Origin of the sequence: Parasphingomonas puruogangriensis (assembly GCF_036663635.1) — a bacterium.
GTDB lineage: Bacteria > Pseudomonadota > Alphaproteobacteria > Sphingomonadales > Sphingomonadaceae > Sphingomonas.
The window spans coordinates 792,186-809,122 of the sequence record NZ_JAXOJI010000001.1 but is presented as its reverse complement, the minus strand read 5'-3'; the positions used below and the strand labels follow the sequence as shown (position 1 = coordinate 809,122).

At 63.8% G+C, this 16,937-nt stretch carries 18 protein-coding genes; 8 read left to right on the top strand and 10 right to left on the bottom strand.

Translation table 11 applies throughout. The features are described 5' to 3' along the window. Positions 1 to 35: 35 nt before the first annotated feature. The 4 genes from rpoD to U1739_RS04025 form a co-directional block, all read right to left on the bottom strand. Entirely contained in the window at positions 36 to 2,063 is a 2,028-nt protein-coding gene (gene rpoD, locus U1739_RS04040) for an RNA polymerase sigma factor RpoD (protein WP_332704227.1), read from the bottom strand. After that, positions 2,063 to 3,973, bottom strand: coding sequence for a DNA primase (gene dnaG, locus U1739_RS04035; RefSeq protein ID WP_332704225.1), 1,911 nt, complete (start codon positions 3,971 to 3,973; stop codon positions 2,063 to 2,065). The genes rpoD and dnaG overlap by 1 nt, the downstream gene beginning before the upstream one ends. Further along, on the bottom strand, positions 3,970 to 4,368 hold the full coding sequence (locus tag U1739_RS04030; protein ID WP_332704223.1) for an endonuclease domain-containing protein: 399 nt from the start codon (positions 4,366 to 4,368) through the stop codon (positions 3,970 to 3,972). The genes dnaG and U1739_RS04030 overlap by 4 nt, the downstream gene beginning before the upstream one ends. A gap of 110 nt (positions 4,369 to 4,478) precedes the next feature. Continuing rightward, on the bottom strand, positions 4,479 to 4,931 hold the full coding sequence (locus U1739_RS04025) for a GatB/YqeY domain-containing protein (RefSeq protein WP_332704221.1): 453 nt from the start codon (positions 4,929 to 4,931) through the stop codon (positions 4,479 to 4,481). A 116-nt stretch (positions 4,932 to 5,047) separates the two neighbouring features. Between U1739_RS04025 and carA the strand changes: the two genes are divergently transcribed. The 6 genes from carA to map all read left to right on the top strand — a co-directional run bounded on the left by carA (position 5,048) and on the right by map (position 12,104). After that, on the top strand, positions 5,048 to 6,337 hold the full coding sequence (carA, locus tag U1739_RS04020) for a glutamine-hydrolyzing carbamoyl-phosphate synthase small subunit (protein ID WP_332704219.1): 1,290 nt from the start codon (positions 5,048 to 5,050) through the stop codon (positions 6,335 to 6,337). Continuing rightward, a complete protein-coding gene (locus U1739_RS04015; protein ID WP_332704217.1) occupies positions 6,334 to 6,708 on the top strand; it encodes a ribonuclease E inhibitor RraB in 375 nt (124 codons plus the stop codon). Before carA ends, U1739_RS04015 begins: the two co-directional genes overlap by 4 nt. Beyond that, the gene (carB, locus tag U1739_RS04010) at positions 6,708 to 10,040 is read left to right on the top strand and encodes a carbamoyl-phosphate synthase large subunit (RefSeq protein ID WP_332704215.1); all 3,333 of its coding nucleotides are present in this window, start codon (positions 6,708 to 6,710) and stop codon (positions 10,038 to 10,040) included. Before U1739_RS04015 ends, carB begins: the two co-directional genes overlap by 1 nt. 75 nt (positions 10,041 to 10,115) lie before the next feature. Beyond that, positions 10,116 to 10,592: a transcription elongation factor GreA gene (gene greA / locus U1739_RS04005; protein ID WP_332704213.1), complete on the top strand. Its 477-nt coding sequence runs from the start codon at positions 10,116 to 10,118 to the stop codon at positions 10,590 to 10,592. Between the two features lie 5 nt (positions 10,593 to 10,597). Beyond that, positions 10,598 to 11,236, top strand: coding sequence for a rhomboid family intramembrane serine protease (locus U1739_RS04000; RefSeq protein WP_332704211.1), 639 nt, complete (start codon positions 10,598 to 10,600; stop codon positions 11,234 to 11,236). A 40-nt stretch (positions 11,237 to 11,276) separates the two neighbouring features. After that, a complete protein-coding gene (gene map, locus U1739_RS03995) occupies positions 11,277 to 12,104 on the top strand; it encodes a type I methionyl aminopeptidase (protein WP_332704209.1) in 828 nt (275 codons plus the stop codon). Positions 12,105 to 12,120: 16 nt separating this feature from the next. Here map and U1739_RS03990 read toward each other — a convergent pair whose 3' ends face one another. The 5 genes from U1739_RS03990 to U1739_RS03970 are packed head-to-tail and all read right to left on the bottom strand — an operon-like array spanning position 12,121 to position 14,140. After that, on the bottom strand, positions 12,121 to 12,351 hold the full coding sequence (locus U1739_RS03990; RefSeq protein ID WP_332704207.1) for a DUF4170 domain-containing protein: 231 nt from the start codon (positions 12,349 to 12,351) through the stop codon (positions 12,121 to 12,123). Between the two features lie 56 nt (positions 12,352 to 12,407). Then, a complete protein-coding gene (locus U1739_RS03985) occupies positions 12,408 to 12,893 on the bottom strand; it encodes a hypothetical protein (protein WP_332704204.1) in 486 nt (161 codons plus the stop codon). Next, a complete protein-coding gene (locus U1739_RS03980; RefSeq protein WP_332704202.1) occupies positions 12,890 to 13,228 on the bottom strand; it encodes a DUF3618 domain-containing protein in 339 nt (112 codons plus the stop codon). Before U1739_RS03980 ends, U1739_RS03985 begins: the two co-directional genes overlap by 4 nt. Further along, positions 13,225 to 13,608, bottom strand: a complete 384-nt coding sequence (locus tag U1739_RS03975; RefSeq protein ID WP_332704200.1) for a phage holin family protein — start codon at positions 13,606 to 13,608, stop codon at positions 13,225 to 13,227. Before U1739_RS03975 ends, U1739_RS03980 begins: the two co-directional genes overlap by 4 nt. Further along, positions 13,586 to 14,140: a hypothetical protein gene (locus U1739_RS03970; RefSeq protein WP_332704198.1), complete on the bottom strand. Its 555-nt coding sequence runs from the start codon at positions 14,138 to 14,140 to the stop codon at positions 13,586 to 13,588. Before U1739_RS03970 ends, U1739_RS03975 begins: the two co-directional genes overlap by 23 nt. A gap of 154 nt (positions 14,141 to 14,294) precedes the next feature. Here U1739_RS03970 and eno point away from each other — a divergent pair, with 154 nt between their 5' ends. Further along, complete coding sequence (gene eno, locus U1739_RS03965) at positions 14,295 to 15,572, top strand: phosphopyruvate hydratase (RefSeq protein WP_332704196.1); 1,278 nt, start codon at positions 14,295 to 14,297, stop codon at positions 15,570 to 15,572. Positions 15,573 to 15,633: 61 nt separating this feature from the next. Next, positions 15,634 to 15,945, top strand: coding sequence for an FtsB family cell division protein (locus U1739_RS03960; protein ID WP_332704194.1), 312 nt, complete (start codon positions 15,634 to 15,636; stop codon positions 15,943 to 15,945). A 79-nt stretch (positions 15,946 to 16,024) separates the two neighbouring features. On the opposite strand, the gene U1739_RS03955 is transcribed toward U1739_RS03960, so the two are convergent. Then, complete coding sequence (locus U1739_RS03955) at positions 16,025 to 16,891, bottom strand: alpha/beta fold hydrolase (RefSeq protein ID WP_332704192.1); 867 nt, start codon at positions 16,889 to 16,891, stop codon at positions 16,025 to 16,027. Positions 16,892 to 16,937 lie beyond the last annotated feature (46 nt).

Genomic DNA, 16,937 nt, shown 5'->3' with positions numbered 1-16,937 from the left:
AGACCCTGAACCGGGTTCAGGGTGACGGAGCGTGCTTACTGGTCGAGGAACGACCGCATCTTGCGGCTGCGGCTCGGATGCTTCAGCTTGCGCAGCGCCTTGGCCTCGATCTGGCGGATGCGCTCGCGCGTAACGCTGAACTGCTGGCCGACTTCCTCCAGCGTGTGATCGGTGTTCATGCCGATGCCGAAGCGCATGCGCAGCACGCGTTCTTCGCGCGGGGTGAGGCTGGCCAGAACCCGGGTGACGGTTTCCTTGAGGTTGGCCTGGATCGCGGCATCGACCGGAATGATCGCGTTCTTGTCTTCGATGAAATCGCCGAGATGCGAATCCTCCTCGTCGCCGATCGGCGTTTCTAGGCTGATCGGCTCCTTGGCGATCTTCATCACCTTGCGCACCTTCTCCAAGGGCATGGAGAGGCGCTCGGCCATTTCCTCGGGCGTGGGCTCGCGGCCCTGCTCGTGGAGGAACTGGCGGCTGGTGCGGACCAGTTTGTTGATCGTCTCGATCATGTGCACCGGGATACGGATGGTGCGCGCCTGATCGGCGATCGAGCGGGTGATAGCCTGACGGATCCACCACGTCGCATAGGTGCTGAACTTGTAGCCGCGGCGATATTCGAACTTATCGACCGCCTTCATCAGGCCGATATTGCCCTCCTGGATGAGATCCAGGAACTGCAGGCCGCGATTGGTGTATTTCTTGGCGATCGAGATCACCAGGCGCAGGTTGGCCTCGACCATTTCCTTCTTGGCGATGCGCGCCTCGCGCTCGCCCTTCTGGACCATATTGACGATACGGCGGAACTCGCCGAGCGACATGCCGGTGGCCTGGCTGATCTCGGCGATCTCGTTGCGGATGCGATCGACCGAGTCGGTCTCGTTGGCAACGAACGCGGTCCATTTCTTGTCGAGCTTGCCGAGGTTGGGGATCCACTGCTCGTCGAGTTCGTGCCCGATATAACGATCGAGGAAATCCTTGCGCGGCACCTTGTGGCGCTCGGCCAGGCGCAGCATCTGGCCGCCCAGGGCAGTCAGGCGGCGGTTGAACGCGTACAGCTGATCGACGAGATATTCGATCTTAGCATTGTGGAACTGGACGCTCTCGACTTCTGCCGTGAGTTCCTCACGCAGCTTGTGATACTTGCGCTCGTCAGCGGCGCTGAGTTCGCCGCCGGCGCCCATCGCGTCGAGCCGCGACTGCTGCACCTTGCTGAACTTCTTGTAGAGCGCGGTGATGCTGGCGAAGCGTTCGAGCGCGATCGGCTTCAACTGCTCTTCCATCTGCGCGAGGGAGAGCGTGTTGTCCTCCTCCTCGTCATCGGACGGGCGCGGCGTGCGCCGCTCCTGCATCGAATCCTCTTCCTCCTCGGCGGGGGCCTCCTCGGGCTCTTCCTCTTCCTTGAAGCTGGGACCGGCGGTTTTCTCGCTGATCTCGCCCGAACCTTCTTCGTCGTCGGTCAGCGATTCGGGCGCGGGATCCTTCGACAGCATGGCATCGAGATCCATGATCTCGCGCAGCTGCATCGTGCCTTCGTTGAGCGCGGTCGACCAATCGATGATCGCGTTGAACGTGATCGGCGACTCGCACAGGCCGAGAATCATCGTGTCGCGGCCGGCCTCGATGCGCTTGGCGATGGCGATTTCGCCTTCACGGCTGAGCAGTTCCACCGCGCCCATTTCGCGCAGGTACATGCGCACCGGATCGTCAGTGCGATCGATGACTTCTTTTTTCTTTACGTCGAGCTGCTGGGGGCCGTCGTCCGACGCGTCGACCGATTCGACTTCGTCTTCATCGGCAGGCTTCTCATCGCCTTCTTCGCCGGCTTCGTCATTCTCGACGATGTTGATGCCCATTTCGGACAGCGCCGCGCTGAAATCCTCGATCTTGTCGGGGGACGTCTCGTCCTGCGGCAGCGCTTCGTTCAACTGATCATAGGTGATGTAGCCGCGCTTCTTGGCCCGGGCGATCACCTTCTTCAGCGCCGCATCGTTCAGGTCGATCAGCGGTGCATCGCCGGATTCGGTCGTCTCGGCAGTATCCGCCATGTCGGTCTTCGCCATCAATTGCCCTCAGCACTAAATACTCTGGCGTCTTCGTTCGCCTGAACCAAATTGGCAAGCCGAGCGTCGAGCGCCTGTTGTTCCTTCACCAGCGCTACTTGCCGTTCGAACGCCCCGTCCCAATCGAACGTTGCGTCAGTCGAGCGCGCCTGCATTTCTGCCGTCGCATAGGCCAGTGCCGCATCCACTTCCGGTCGCGACACCAGGATCGCGATCGCCTCGTCGAGGTCCTCGCGCGCCTGTATCGGTTCCGCATCCTTCTGTGTGAACGAGCAGGATAATTGATCGGCCCGCAACAGATCATGCGCGATTATATCAAATCCAGATGCCGCCAATATGGTGAGGAGGCCCTCACTATCAAGCATCTTTCCCGCATGGGCATCTTCGACGGCCAAATCGACCACTGCTTCGAACAATTTGCCGAGCGCGCCATCGGCCAGTTTGAGGCTGCCGAGCACCTCCATATGGCGGGCGATTTCGGCCGGGTGGCGGATCAGCCCGGCCAGCACCGCCTTGGCGAGAATGCGATCGATCCCGCCGGCGCGCACGCCTTTGACGCCTTCGCCGACCGGGCCGGGGGGCGCTTTCCAGGGCTGACCTTGTTTACGTGCGCCGCGGGGTTGTGGGGTGAAGGGGCGGAACGGCTCGCGCTTGCGGGCGTAGAGATCATCGAAGCGGCGGCGGAATTCGGCGATATATTCGTGTTTGACGTTCTGATCGGCGATCAGCCCGGCGAGTTCGTTGAGACGGTACTTAAGCCCGGCCTTTTGCTCGGGCGTGTTCAGCGGCTCGAGCGCGAGTTCGTGCGCCCATAGCTTGTCGACCAGTGGATCGGGGGTTTTGAGCAACGCCTCGAACGCGGGCGCACCTTTCGCGCGGACCAGATCGTCGGGATCCTGGCCCTGCGGCAGCGTGACGAAGGCGAGGCTGCGGCCGGGGGCAAGCATGGGCAGCGCACGGTGCGCGGCGCGGATCGCGGCCTTTTGCCCCGCACTGTCGCCGTCGAGGCAGAGAATCGGTACGTCGCTCATCCGCCACAGCCGTTCGAGCTGCGCCTCGGTCAGCGCCGTGCCGAGCGGGGCGACGGCTTCCTCGAACCCCGCCTGGGCGAGCGCGATGACGTCCATATAGCCTTCGACCACCAGCACACGGCCGGTCTTCCGCGCGGCGGGGCCGGCGCGGTCGAGATTGTAGAGCGTGCGGCCTTTGTCGAACAACGGGGTTTCGGGGGAGTTGAGGTATTTCGGCTCGCCCTCGCCGATGATGCGCCCACCGAACGCGACGGTGCGGCCGCGCGGGTCGCGGATCGGAATCATCAGCCGGCCGCGGAAGCGATCATACGGTGTCTTCTGCTCGACCGAGATGAGCAGGCCGGCCTCGATCAGCAGCGGATCGCCATAGTCCTTGAGCGCGTCCTTCAATTTGCCGCGCGAATCGGGGGCATAGCCGAGGCCGAAGGTGCGTGCGGTCTCCTGTTTGATGCCGCGTTTATCGAGGACAGAGCGCGCTTCGGCGCCGGCAATGCCGTTGAGCTGATCGGTGAACCAGCTGGCGGCATCGGCGCAGGCTTCGTGCAGGCCCTTGGCGGCTTCGGCTTTTTCGGCGGCGCGCGGGTCCATCGCCGGCAGTTCCATGCCGGCATTCTGGGCGAGTTCCTTCACCGCATCCATGAACGGCAGGCCGCGCTGATCGGTCATCCAGCGGATCGCGTCGCCATGCGCCGAGCAGCCGAAGCAATGGTAGAAGCCCTTGTCGTCGTTGACGTAGAAGCTCGGGGTCTTCTCGTTGTGGAACGGGCAGCAGGCGCGGAATTCGCGGCCGGCTTTTTGCAGCTTGGTGGTCTGGCCGATCAGCGACGAGAGCAATGTACGGCTGCGGAGCTCGTCGAGGAATTGTGGGGAGAGGGTCATTCTTCTTCATCCCCCTCCCGCTTGCGGGAGGGGCTAGGGGAGGGCCTGTCAGCAAGCACGCGCTCGATTTCCGCGACTACGCCTTCCACATTGCCCATGACGTCGTTGTTCCAGAAGCGAATCACGCAATACCCTCGGCTTTCGATATAGCGCGTTCGGCTCAAATCCGCCCGCTCCGTGTTCGCGTGCTGTCCGCCATCGACCTCAATTACCAACTTGGCGCCACGCGAGACGAAATCGCAAACGAACGGCCCGATTGGGAACTGCGTATTGAAGCGCACGCCGGCGACTTTTCTGGCGCTGAGATGGCCCCATAGCTTGCGCTCCGCATCCGTCATGTTGGCGCGCAAGTCGCGGGAGCGGGCGGTGGGGCGTTTATAGCCTTTGTCCGACATGCCCTCCCCCAACCCCTCCCGCAAGCGGGAGGGGAGTTTTGTTGCGTCTGCCTCGCCGCAATAACATCTCCCTCCCGCTTGCGGGAGGGGTTAGGGGAGGGCCTGTTATCCTAAGCCAACGCCGCCTTCACCAGCCCGCTGGCCTTGCTCATATCCAGCTCGCTCGCATGCCGCGCCTTCAGTTCCGCCATCACGCGCCCCATGTCCTTCATGCCCGCCGCGCCCAGCTCGAGCTTGATCGCCTCGATCGCCGCCGCGGTCTGCGCTTCATCCATCTGCTGCGGCAGGAAGCGTTCGATCACCGCTACCTCTGCCGCCTCCGCATCTGCCAGTTCCTGGCGCCCGCCCTTGGTGAACATGTCGATCGACTCGCGGCGCTGCTTGACCATCTTCTGCAGCACTTCGATCACCAGCGCGTCGTCGCTGGCCGGCGGGGCGCCTGTGCGCGCTTCGATATCGCGGTTCTTGACCGCGGCCTGGATCAGGCTGACCGCATTGCGGGTCACTTTGTCGCCGGCCTTCATCGCGGTGATCTGCGCGGCCTTGATGTCGTCTCGAATCATTCTACGTCCTTTTTGTCGCGGGCGGGTCTAGCCGGTTTAAGCGATTGACGCATCCGACATGCGTCTCTAGCCAACGCCGCTTAGCGACATCGATAACGAACGGAGTGCCCGCCGACATGGCCGACGCCAAACCTATTGCCATGCCTGACAAGGTTTCGGCCAAGGCTCCAGAGGGCGCGACCGGCGTGCTGGTGCTGTCGACCGGGGACGTGGCGTGGGGGCGCGGGTTCGGCGCGGAAGGCGTGGCAGTGGGCGAAGTGTGCTTCCACACCGCGATGACCGGCTATCAGGAAGTGATGACCGATCCGTCGTTTGCCGGGCAGATGGTGACCTTCACTTTTCCGCATATCGGCAATGTAGGGGCCAATCCGGATGATCTGGAGGCGGACGATCCGCATGCCTTGGGCATCATCGTGCGCGAGGACGTGACCGAACCGTCGAATTTTCGTTCGGTCGAGCGGCTTGATGCGTGGATGGCCAAGCATGGACGGATCGGCCTTGCCGGAATCGATACGCGCGCGCTCACCAAGCGCATCCGCGTGGGCGGCGCACCCAACGGGGTGATCGCGCATTCGGCGGTGGGGGAGTTCGACATCCCGGCGCTGCTGGAACAGGCGCGCGCCTGGCCAGGCCTGGAGGGGATGGACCTGGCCAAGGACGTGACCACCGAGACGCATTATGGCTGGGAAGGCGGCGTTTGGAAGTTGGGCTTTGGTTATGATCAATCCCCCTCCCGCTTGCGGGAGGGGCTAGGGGAGGGCATGTCCGCAAATGCGCCGTCCAACCCGCTGATAGGCCCTCCCCCAACCCCTCCCGCAAGCGGGAGGGGAGCAGAGCGCCCCCATGTCGTGGCGATCGATTACGGCGCGAAGCGCAACATCTACCGCAATCTCGCCGCCGCCGGCGCCAAGGTCAGCGTGCTGCCGGCCACCGCGACCTATGACGACGTGATGGCGCTCGCGCCCGATGGCATCTTCCTGTCCAACGGCCCGGGCGACCCCGCCGCGACCGGCGACTATGCCGTGCCGGTGATCCAGCAATTGCTCAAGACGCGCATCCCGCTGTTCGGCATCTGCCTTGGGCACCAGTTGCTCGCGCTGGCAGTGGGCGGCCGGACGACCAAGATGTTCCAGGGACATCGCGGCGCCAACCACCCGGTCAAGCGCCTCGCCGACGGCGTCGTCGAGATCACCAGCATGAACCACGGTTTCGCGGTGATCGGCGAGAGCCTACCGGAAACCGCGCGCGAGACGCACGTGTCGCTGTTCGATGGCAGCAATGCCGGCTTCGAGCTGACCGACCGGCCTGCGTTCAGCGTGCAATATCATCCCGAGGCAAGCCCGGGCCCGCAGGACAGCCTGTATTTGTTCGAGAAATTCGTCGGTAGCTTGAAGGTGGCGTCATGACTCTTCCCGAAGTCGATCAGGCGCGGCTCGATGCCGAATGGGCAGCGGACAAGGACGTGCTCGCCAGCCTCGCCGAGAATGGCGATGTCGCGGAAATCGTGCGGCCGGTGGATGTCAGCTTCCGCGGCGACGAGGGTGCGCTGGATCGGCTCGAAGAGAATGCCGAGGAGCTGGGCTTCACGGTGATCGAGCGCGAAGAGGACGAAGATGGTGAAATTTCACTGTTCCTCGGCTGCGAACAGGCCGCCGACGAGGCCTCGATCAAGGCGCTGACTTTGCGCTGCCTGCAGATCGAATTGCTGTACGACGTGGAATATGACGGCTGGGGCTGCACATCCGAAGATGGCACCGGCGAAGACGGACAAGATTGATGCCAAAACGTACAGACATCTCTTCCATCCTCGTCATCGGCGCAGGACCGATTGTCATCGGCCAGGCGTGCGAGTTCGATTATTCGGGCACGCAGGCGATCAAGGCGCTGCGCGAGGAGGGCTATCGCATCGTGCTGGTCAATTCGAACCCGGCGACGATCATGACCGACCCCGAACTGGCCGATGCCACCTATGTCGAGCCGATCACACCGGAGATCGTCGCCAAGATCATCGCCAAGGAGCGACCGGACGCGGTGCTGCCGACGATGGGCGGGCAGACCGCTTTGAATACGGCGCTGGCGCTGTTCAATGACGGCACGCTGGAAAAATACGGCGTGCAGATGATCGGTGCCGATGCCGAGGCGATCGACAAGGCGGAGGACCGGCAGAAGTTCCGCGAGGCGATGGACCGGATCGGGCTGGAAAGCGCGCGCTCGGGGATCGCGCATTCGGTGAGCGAAGCGTTCGAGGTGCTCGAGCGCACCGGGCTGCCGTCGATCATCCGGCCGTCGTTCACGATGGGCGGATCGGGCGGCGGGATCGCGTATAATCGCGAGGAATTCGAGGCAATCGTGCGCTCCGGCCTCGATGCCTCGCCGACCACCGAGGTGCTGATCGAAGAGTCGCTGTTGGGGTGGAAAGAGTATGAAATGGAGGTCGTTCGGGACAAGAACGACAATTGCATCATCATCTGCTCGATTGAGAATGTCGATCCGATGGGCGTACATACCGGCGACAGCATCACCGTCGCGCCGGCGCTGACGCTGACCGACAAGGAATATCAGATCATGCGCAATGCGAGCATCGCGGTGCTGCGTGAGATCGGCGTAGAGACGGGCGGCTCGAACGTGCAGTTCGCGGTCAATCCGGCCGATGGCCGGCTGATCGTGATAGAGATGAATCCGCGCGTGTCGCGCTCGTCAGCGCTTGCCTCCAAGGCGACCGGCTTCCCGATCGCCAAGGTCGCGGCCAAGCTGGCGGTGGGCTATACGCTCGACGAGATCACCAACGACATTACCGGCGCGACGCCGGCGAGCTTCGAACCGACGATCGATTACGTTGTCACCAAGATCCCGCGTTTCGCGTTCGAAAAGTTCAAGGGCGCCGAGCCGATCCTCTCGACTGCGATGAAGAGCGTCGGCGAAGTGATGGCAATCGGGCGCAATATTCACGAGAGCCTGCAGAAGGCACTGCGCGGGCTGGAGACCGGTCTTTCCGGCTTCAACATGATCGAGCATCTCGTCGGCGCGCCACGTGCGGAGATCGAGGCTGCCTTGGCGCGCGCCACGCCGGATCGGTTGCTGGTCGCGGCGCAGGCGTTGCGCGAGGGCTTCACGGTTGCCGAGGTGCATGCGATCGCCAAGTTCGATCCGTGGTTCCTTGAGCGCATCGCCGAGATCATCGCGGCGGAGGAGCAGGTCTGCCAGCACGGTCTGCCGATCGATGCGGCCGGGATGCGCAAGCTCAAGTCGATGGGCTTCAGTGATAAGAGGCTCGCCTATCTGGCTCTAAAGTCAGCCAATTTGCGCGGCAATGCGCGCGGCATCGCGCGTGGCTCCGGGCTGATCCACGATGCCGTGGTCGCGATGACCGGCGGCGTGACTGAGGACGAGGTGCGTGCGCTGCGCCACCGGCTCGGCGTGCGCCCGGTGTTCAAACGCATCGATACGTGCGCGGCGGAATTCGACGCCAAGACGCCGTATATGTATTCGACCTATGAGGCCGGCAGCTTCGGCGAGCCGGAATGCGAGAGCATGCCCAGCGCGCGTCGGAAAATCGTCATCCTGGGCGGCGGACCGAACCGGATCGGGCAGGGCATTGAGTTCGATTATTGCTGCTGCCATGCGTGCTTCGCGCTGGAGGAAGCGGGCTATGAGACGATCATGGTCAACTGCAATCCGGAGACCGTATCGACCGATTACGACACGTCGGATCGGCTCTATTTCGAGCCGCTAACCGCCGAGGACGTACTGGAAATCCTGCACACCGAGCAGCAGAATGGCGAACTGGTCGGCGTGATCGTGCAGTTCGGTGGGCAGACGCCGCTCAATCTCGCGCGCGCGCTGGAAGCGGCGGGGATTCCGATCCTTGGCACCTCGCCGGACGCGATCGATCTGGCGGAGGATCGCGAGCGTTTCTCGGCGCTGGTGACCAAGCTCGGGCTGTTGCAGCCGGCCAACGGCCTGGCGCGTAGCCGTGACGAGGCGGTCGCCGCGGCCGAGCGGATTGGCTATCCGGTGCTGATGCGGCCGAGCTATGTGCTCGGCGGCCGCGCGATGGAGATCGTCGACTCGCTCGAGCAACTCGACAATTATATCGCCACCGCGGTGCACGTCTCGGGCGATTCGCCGGTGCTGATCGATCAGTATTTGCGCGATGCGATCGAAGTGGATGTCGATGCGATCTGCGACGGGACCGATGTCACTGTCGCTGGCGTGCTGCAGCATATCGAGGAAGCCGGCGTGCATTCGGGCGACAGCGCCTGCTCGATTCCGCCTTATTCGCTGTCCGACGAGATCATCGCCGAGATCGAGCGGCAGACGGTGGCGCTGGCGCATGCTTTGTCGGTCGTCGGGCTGATGAACATCCAGTTCGCGGTCAAGGATGGTCTGGTCTATCTCATCGAGGTCAATCCGCGCGCCAGCCGCACGGTGCCGTTCGTCGCCAAGGCGATTGGCGCGCCGATCGCCAAGATCGCCGCACGCGTGATGGCCGGCGAGAAGCTGGCGAACCTGCCCAAGATCGATCGCCACATCGATTATTATGCGGTGAAGGAAGCGGTGTTCCCGTTCAACCGCTTCCCCGGCGTCGATCCGGTGCTTTCGCCGGAAATGAAGTCGACCGGCGAAGTGATGGGAATCGATAGCAATTTTGCCATCGCCTTCGCCAAAGCAGAGCTTGGCGCGGGCACCGTGCTGCCGAGCAAGGGCAATGTGTTCATTTCGGTCAAACCGAACGACAAGCCGGTGATCCTGCCCGCCGCGCGGACGCTTGCCGAGCAGGGTTTCCGCATCATCGCGACCGACGGCACCGCCGCCTTCCTCACCGCCAATGGTGTGTTGGTCGAGCGGGTCAACAAGGTGGCGCAGGGGCGGCCGCATATCGTCGACCGGATGAAGGACGGCGAGATCGACCTGGTGTTCAACACTACCGAAGGTTGGCAGAGCCTGAAGGATTCGCAGCCGATCCGCGCCGCGGCCCTGGTGCAGAAGATTCCGCACTTCACCACCGCGGCGGCGAGCGTCGAAGCGGCGCGGGCAATTGCGGCGCTGGCCAACCACGACCTTGAAGTACGGCCGCTGCAATCCTATTATTCGCACTCGCACAACTAACCCCCAAATTACAAAACGTGCGGGCGGGCCCACCAGGGCCGGCCGAATGGGGCAATTGACGAAGGACGAAGAGGGATGGCGACCGTCGAAAAGATGCCGATGCTGCAGGAAGGCTATGAAAAGCTCAATGCGGACCTGAAACGGCTTAAGGCGGAGCGCCCGACCATTGTCGACGCGATCGAGGAAGCGCGCGCGCATGGCGATCTTTCGGAAAACGCCGAATACCATGCCGCCAAGGAGCGCCAGGGCCAGATCGAAGCGTCGATCAGCGATATCGAGGACAAATTGTCGCGCGCGCAGGTTATCGACCCGCGTGACCTGACCGGCGACAAGGTGGTGTTCGGCGCGACCGTCACGCTGATCGACGAGGACGAGAAGGAATCGACCTACCAGATCGTCGGCCAGACCGAGGCGGACGCCAAGGGCGGGCGCATCTCGTACAATTCGCCGCTCGGCCGGGCGCTGATCGGGCGCCGCGTGGATGACGAAGTCGAAGTGACCGTGCCGGCGGGCGACCGCTGGTATTCGGTGTCCAAGATCGAGTTCATCTGACCCTTATGGATTGGCGCCAGACACGCGCGACCGCGATCCTCGTGGTCGCGACGATCTTCGTGTCGGCTTTGGTCATCCTCACCGGTAATGCCGGCTATGCCGCGGTGGTCGCCGGGTTCATCCCGGCGATCGCTTCGGGCGCCGTCCTGCCGCCGGAATTCGGCGCCAGCGTGCCATGGTGGCTGACGCCGCTGACCGCGACATTGCTGCACGCCAACTTCATTCACCTGACGCTGAACCTCGTCATGTTGTTCTATTGCGGGCAGATGACCGAGCGGGCGTTGGATGCGAAGGGCCTGGTGGTGCTGTATGTGGTCGGCGCTTATGCCGCGGCCGCCGGCCAATGGCTGCAGGACCCGAGTGGCGTGGCGCCGATGATCGGCGCGTCGGGCGCGATCTCGGCGGTGATCGCGGCTTATTCCTTGTTCTACGGAGAGATGCGCGCCAAGCCGATCGGCCCGGTACCGGCGAGCGTGATCCATGTGCTGTGGCTGGCCGCGGCATGGATCGGAATCCAGTTGCTTACCGGGCTTGCCGGCCTCAACGGCGACGTGCGCATCGCCATCGGTGCGCATATCGGCGGGTTTATCGCCGGGCTGGTGCTGGCGCGGCCATTATTGTTGTGGCGCTACCGCGGCGCGTGACGTCGTACGACGCCAAGCCTGGCGACAGTGAAAGAGACTGATGACGCGTTACGTATCCGCCACCTCGGTCGAGGCGATCCGCCGCGCCGGCGAGATAAAGCTTTACGATGCCGAGGCGTTCGCCGGCATGCGCAGGGCCGGGCAGGTCTCGGCCGCGGTGCTCGACGCGTTGACCGATCGGGTCGTCCCGGGCGTGACGACGCAAGCGCTGGACGATTTCGCCGCCGAAGCGATCGTCGCGGCGGGGGCGGTGCCGGCCAATATCGGCTATCGCGGCTACGCCCATACCAGCTGCATTTCGATCAACCAGGTCGTCTGCCATGGCATCCCCGGCGAACGCACGCTGAAGGAGGGCGATATCCTAAATATCGACCTGACCTCGATCGTCGATGGGTGGCATGGCGACACGAGCCGCATGTATCTGGTCGGCGACGTCGCGCTAAAGGCCCGGCGGCTGGTGGATGTGACCTACGACTGCCTGACGCTCGGGATCGAGCAGGCGCGGCCCGGCAACCGGCTGGGAGATATTGGCCACGCGATCCAGCGGCATGCCGAAAAACATCGCTACGGCGTGGTGCGCGATTTCGTCGGGCACGGTGTCGGCCTGGTCTATCACGATACGCCGGACGTGCCGCATTATGGCAAGGCCGGCACCGGGCCGGAGCTCAAGCCCGGCATGATCTTCACGATCGAGCCGATGATCAATGCCGGGCGCGCCGATGTTAAGGTGCTCGACGATGACTGGACGGCGGTGACTCGCGATCGATCGCTCTCGGCGCAGTTCGAACATTCGATCGGCATCACCGATACGGGCTGCGAGATTTTCACCACTAGCCCCGCTGGACTGCACCGCCCACCTTACCGATAGGCGGGCGGTAGCCGCTTCAGAGCGTTGCCTTGGCGATCATATCGGGCTGCATCAGCCGGTGCAGATGGACCACGACGTACTTCATCTCTGCATCATCGACGGTGCGCTGTGCTGCCGCGCGCCAGGCCTTTTCGGCGCTTTTATAGTCCGGAAACATACCGACGATCTCGATCGAATCGAGATCGTCGAAGTCGAGCGTGCGCGGGTCGCTGACGCGGCCGCCGAAAACGAGGTGGAGCTTGCTCATGATCGTATCCTGGGGATGGGGTTCATAAGCGCCTTAGCCTCGGCGGCCGCCGTCGTCTATTCCGCGCTTATTTCCGCTTTGGCCTTGGCCTCGCGCGACGCCGTGATCGCCGCGCTGCCCGCGGTGGCCAGCGCCGTCAAAATACCGCCGACGAGCTTGCCGCCCTGTTCGCTGAGCGCGCCTTTGCTCAGCCCCAACGCGCCCAACTCGGCCAGGCCGGTGGTTTTGGCGCTTTGCACAGCATCGGTGGTGGTGGCGCGGAGCTTGCGACCGACCGGCGCGAGCAGCTCGGCCTCGCGGCGGCTGCGCGGCACAAGCGCGCCGGCCAGCGCGCCGATCACCACGCCACCGACCAGCGCCGGCAGCGGATTGGCGTCGATTGCCTTGGCGGTGCGGTCGGCCGCATCGCGCGCACTGTCACGCGCCGTGTCGAGCGCGTGCGTAGCAGCCAAGCGGGTCTTTTCGATGGTCGTCTTGGGTGGCTCCGGCTGAGCCTGAACCTTGTTCTTGGTACCATTGGCTGGCGCGACTGGATCGGTCATTTCGGCTTCCTTTTGACAGCACGGGGCTTTCGGAGGGTCAAACTATCGGGTGTCGGCGAGGTTGCATCACCGTTTTTCGTCAGCAATTTGGCGATCGGCTTGCGGGCCAGGAACAGGGCCACGGCGCCGAGCGCACCGGCGACCGTCAGCGGGTTGCGACGGACGACCTCGACACCGCTGGTGGCCACCGCCTGTCCCTTGTCCAACAAGCCTTGCGCCGCTTCCTGCGCCAGCGCCTTGGGGGCGAGGCGGGATTGTAGGGTCGAGAGCGTGGCGCCGAGCCGAGCGCGGGCGATAACAGCTTGGGCCTCGGCGGCGGTGACGGCGTCACTCATTTGGCCGCTCCCATTTTTCGGATGTGGCGCAGCGCCAGCCATCCGAGCAGCCCTGCAAACGCCAATGTACCGCCGACCACGATCATCGTCGCCCAGCCGGGGCCGACGCGGGGCGCCAGCGTGAGGAGCAGGCCGACGAATAAGGCGATGATCGCGCAATTGGCCAATAGCAGCGCGCTGACACCGAACAGGGCGACGAACTTGGCCTGCCCCAGCCACGCCATAGCCTTGGCGCGATAGATGGCAAGTTCGGCGAGCGCATAGGCGCGACCGTCTTCGACGACGTTACCGACCAGCGTGCCGATACTTTCCTCGGGCGGCGGTTGCGTCACCATGTCGAGCCCCGCCGCCGCTGCATCACGCTTGGTCGTTGTCGGCATTGAGACCCGACTGGACGAGACGGATCAGCACGAAACCGAGCGCCGCGGCTGTGCCGATGGCGATCGCCGGGCTTTTCTTGGCGAACGCCGTGGCGTCCGCGATTAGATCGTCGACATTCTTGGCTTTGAGCGAGTCCGAAAAGCCCGAGACCGTGTCGGCAGCGGTACGGGCATATTGGCCGTATTGCGCGCCGATCTTGTCGTCGACCGTGCCAGCCGCATCGTTGATCATCTGGGCTAGTTCGTCGAGCGCGCTATTGGCGCGCGATTTGCCGTCCTCGACATAGGTCTTGGCGCGATCGCCGACCGTCTGCGCGACCTTGGCGGCGCCATCCTTAAGCGTCTGGGCTGTGCCGGAGGGTGCGTTTGCCGCGGGCTGCTCCGTCGGTGCGTCGGCTGCGCTGGCAGCATCGACATCGTTGGCTTCGCTTTCGGGACGGAAGCTGGTGTCGGCCGGCGGCGTATCGTTGACGTCTTTGGCGCCTGCATTCTCGAACACGCCGTCGGTTGGTTTGTCGTTCTGGTCGGCCATGATATCGCCCTTTCCGTTGTTAACCGCTCAACTTGTCGCGCGCATCGCGGTTCCATCGTCGCACCGAATTGGCGGGGCGAATTGCCGGGGGGACGGATAGCCGATACAGGCCCTCGCACCGCCGCCGAGGCGCCTAGACTATAAGGATCGTTCCGTGACCGCAATCATCGACCTGCACGCCCGCCAGATCATCGACAGCCGCGGCAATCCGACGGTCGAAGTGGACGTGATGCTCGAGGATGGCAGCTTCGGCCGCGCCGCGGTGCCGTCGGGTGCTTCAACCGGCGCGCACGAGGCGGTCGAGCGGCGCGATGGCGACATGAGCCAATGGCTGGGCAAGGGCGTGCAGGGCGCGGTCGACGCGGTCAATGGCGAGATTGCCGAGGAAGTGGTCGACATGGATGCCGAAGACCAGTCGGATATCGATCGCGCGATGATCGATCTCGACGGCACCGAGAACAAGAGCCGGCTCGGCGCCAACGCGATCCTCGGCGTCAGCCTTGCGGTCGCTAAGGCGGCGGCGGATGCGCGCGGATTGCCGCTATATCGCTATGTCGGCGGGGTTTCGGCGCATGTCCTGCCGGTGCCGATGATGAACATCATCAATGGCGGCGAGCATGCCGACAATCCGATCGATTTCCAGGAATTCATGATCGTCCCGGTCGGCGCGGACACGATCTTCGATGCGGTGCGCTGCGGCTCTGAAATCTTTCACACGCTGAAAAAGGGCCTGCACGACAAGGGCCTGGCGACGTCGGTCGGCGACGAAGGCGGCTTTGCGCCGAACATCGCCAGCACTAGCGATGCGCTCGACTTCATCATGTCGTCGATCGAGAAGGCGGGCTATACGCCGGGCGACGATGTGATGATCGCGCTGGATTGCGCCGCGACCGAATTCTTCAAGGACGGGCGCTACAATATATCGGGCGAGAACCGCATTCTGGAGAGCGCCGAGATGGCCGAATATCTCGCCGATCTCACGCGCCGCTACCCGATCTTCTCGATCGAGGACGGCATGGCGGAGGACGACTGGGCCGGCTGGAAGGCGCTGACCGATCTGGTCGGCGACAAGGTGCAGTTGGTCGGCGACGATCTGTTCGTGACCAATCCCAAGCGGCTGAAGCGCGGCATCGACGAGAAGATCGCCAATTCGATCCTCGTCAAGGTCAACCAGATCGGCACGCTGACCGAGACGCTGGAAGCGGTGTCGATGGCCAATCGCGCAAGCTATACCGCGGTGATGTCGCACCGCTCGGGCGAGACCGAGGATAGCACGATCGCCGATCTCGCGGTGGCGACCAATTGCGGGCAGATCAAAACGGGCAGCCTGGCGCGCAGCGACCGGTTGGCGAAGTACAATCAGCTGATCCGGATCGAGGAAGAATTGGGTGATGCCGCCGTTTATGCCGGGCGGGGCGTGCTGCGCGGGTGATCGAACCGATCCTGGTTAAAAACTCCTTGATACGATAGGCTTAGCCTGCGAGAATCAGTCTATGGCCAAGCGTTCAACCTTTTCGACGATGCTCCGCGGCGCGATCGTGCCGGCGGTGGTGGTGATCGTGATCGTCGGTTTGGGCACATACACCGTGCTCGGGCCGAACGGCGCGCGGGCTTATGGCGACGTCAAACGGCAGCTGAGCGTGCGCGAGGTGCAACTTGCCGCGCTCAAGACGAAGCGCGCCGAGTGGCAGAACAAGGTGGCACTGCTTGATCCGAAGCGCGCCGATCCGGACATGGTCGACGAGCTGACGCGCGAGAAGCTGAATGTCGTACATCCGGATGAGGTCATCGTGCCGCTGAATTGAGCGCGGGTGAGTTCGCCGCTGCTGACGCAGCAAGAAGGGCGGCGCTCCATCGGGAGCGCCGCCCTTTTGCGTTCGACCATCAGCCGCTGATCAACTGCGCCTCGTGATCCGACGTCACACCACGCCCGTGCCCCAGGAACGTCAACAGATCGTTCGTGAAGCGATCGCTTTCCGTCACCGTCAGCCCGTGGGGGGCACCGTCATATTCGACCAGTTGCGCGCCGGCGATGCCGGTGGCCGCCGCACGGCCGGTGGCGTCGATCGGCACGGTCTTGTCGGCGGTGCCGTGGACGACCAGCGTGGGCACGCGGAACGCAGATAGGTCGCCGCGGAAATCGGTGTGGCCAAAGGATTCCGCGCAGGCGAGGATCGGCTTGAGGCCGCCCTGCATGGCCAAGCGCCAGGCCCAATCGACCGTCTGGCTGCTGACCGGCGAGGAGATGAACCCAACGCCGAAGAAATCCTGCAAGAAGGAATGGAAGAAGCCCGGCCGATCCTTCTTGATGCCATCGCCGATCGCGTTCAGCTGCTCCTCGGGCACGCCGTTGGGATTGTCATCCGTCTTGAGCATGTACGGTACGACCGAGGAAATCAGCCCGGCGCCGATCACGCCTTTGCCCTCGTGCCGGCTCATATAGCGCGCGACTTCGCCGCCGCCCATCGAGAAGCCGACGACGGTCGCATCTGCCGCGCCGGTCTGATCGAGCACGTCGGCGAGATCGTCCGACAGCGTATCATAATCATAGCCGGTCCAGGGCTGGCCCGAGCGGCCGAAGCCTCGGCGGTCATAAGCGATGGCACGGAAGCCCGCTTCGGCCAGCGCCATCGCCTGGGCGTCCCAACTGTCGGCGGACAGGGGCCAGCCATGGATCAGCACCACCGGGCGGCCGCTGCCCCAATCCTTGACATAGAGGTCTGTGCCATCGCGTGTCTTGATATAGGGCATGGGGGAGCTCCGTAACGCTGACCAATCGTGCGGCCTGAACGGACCG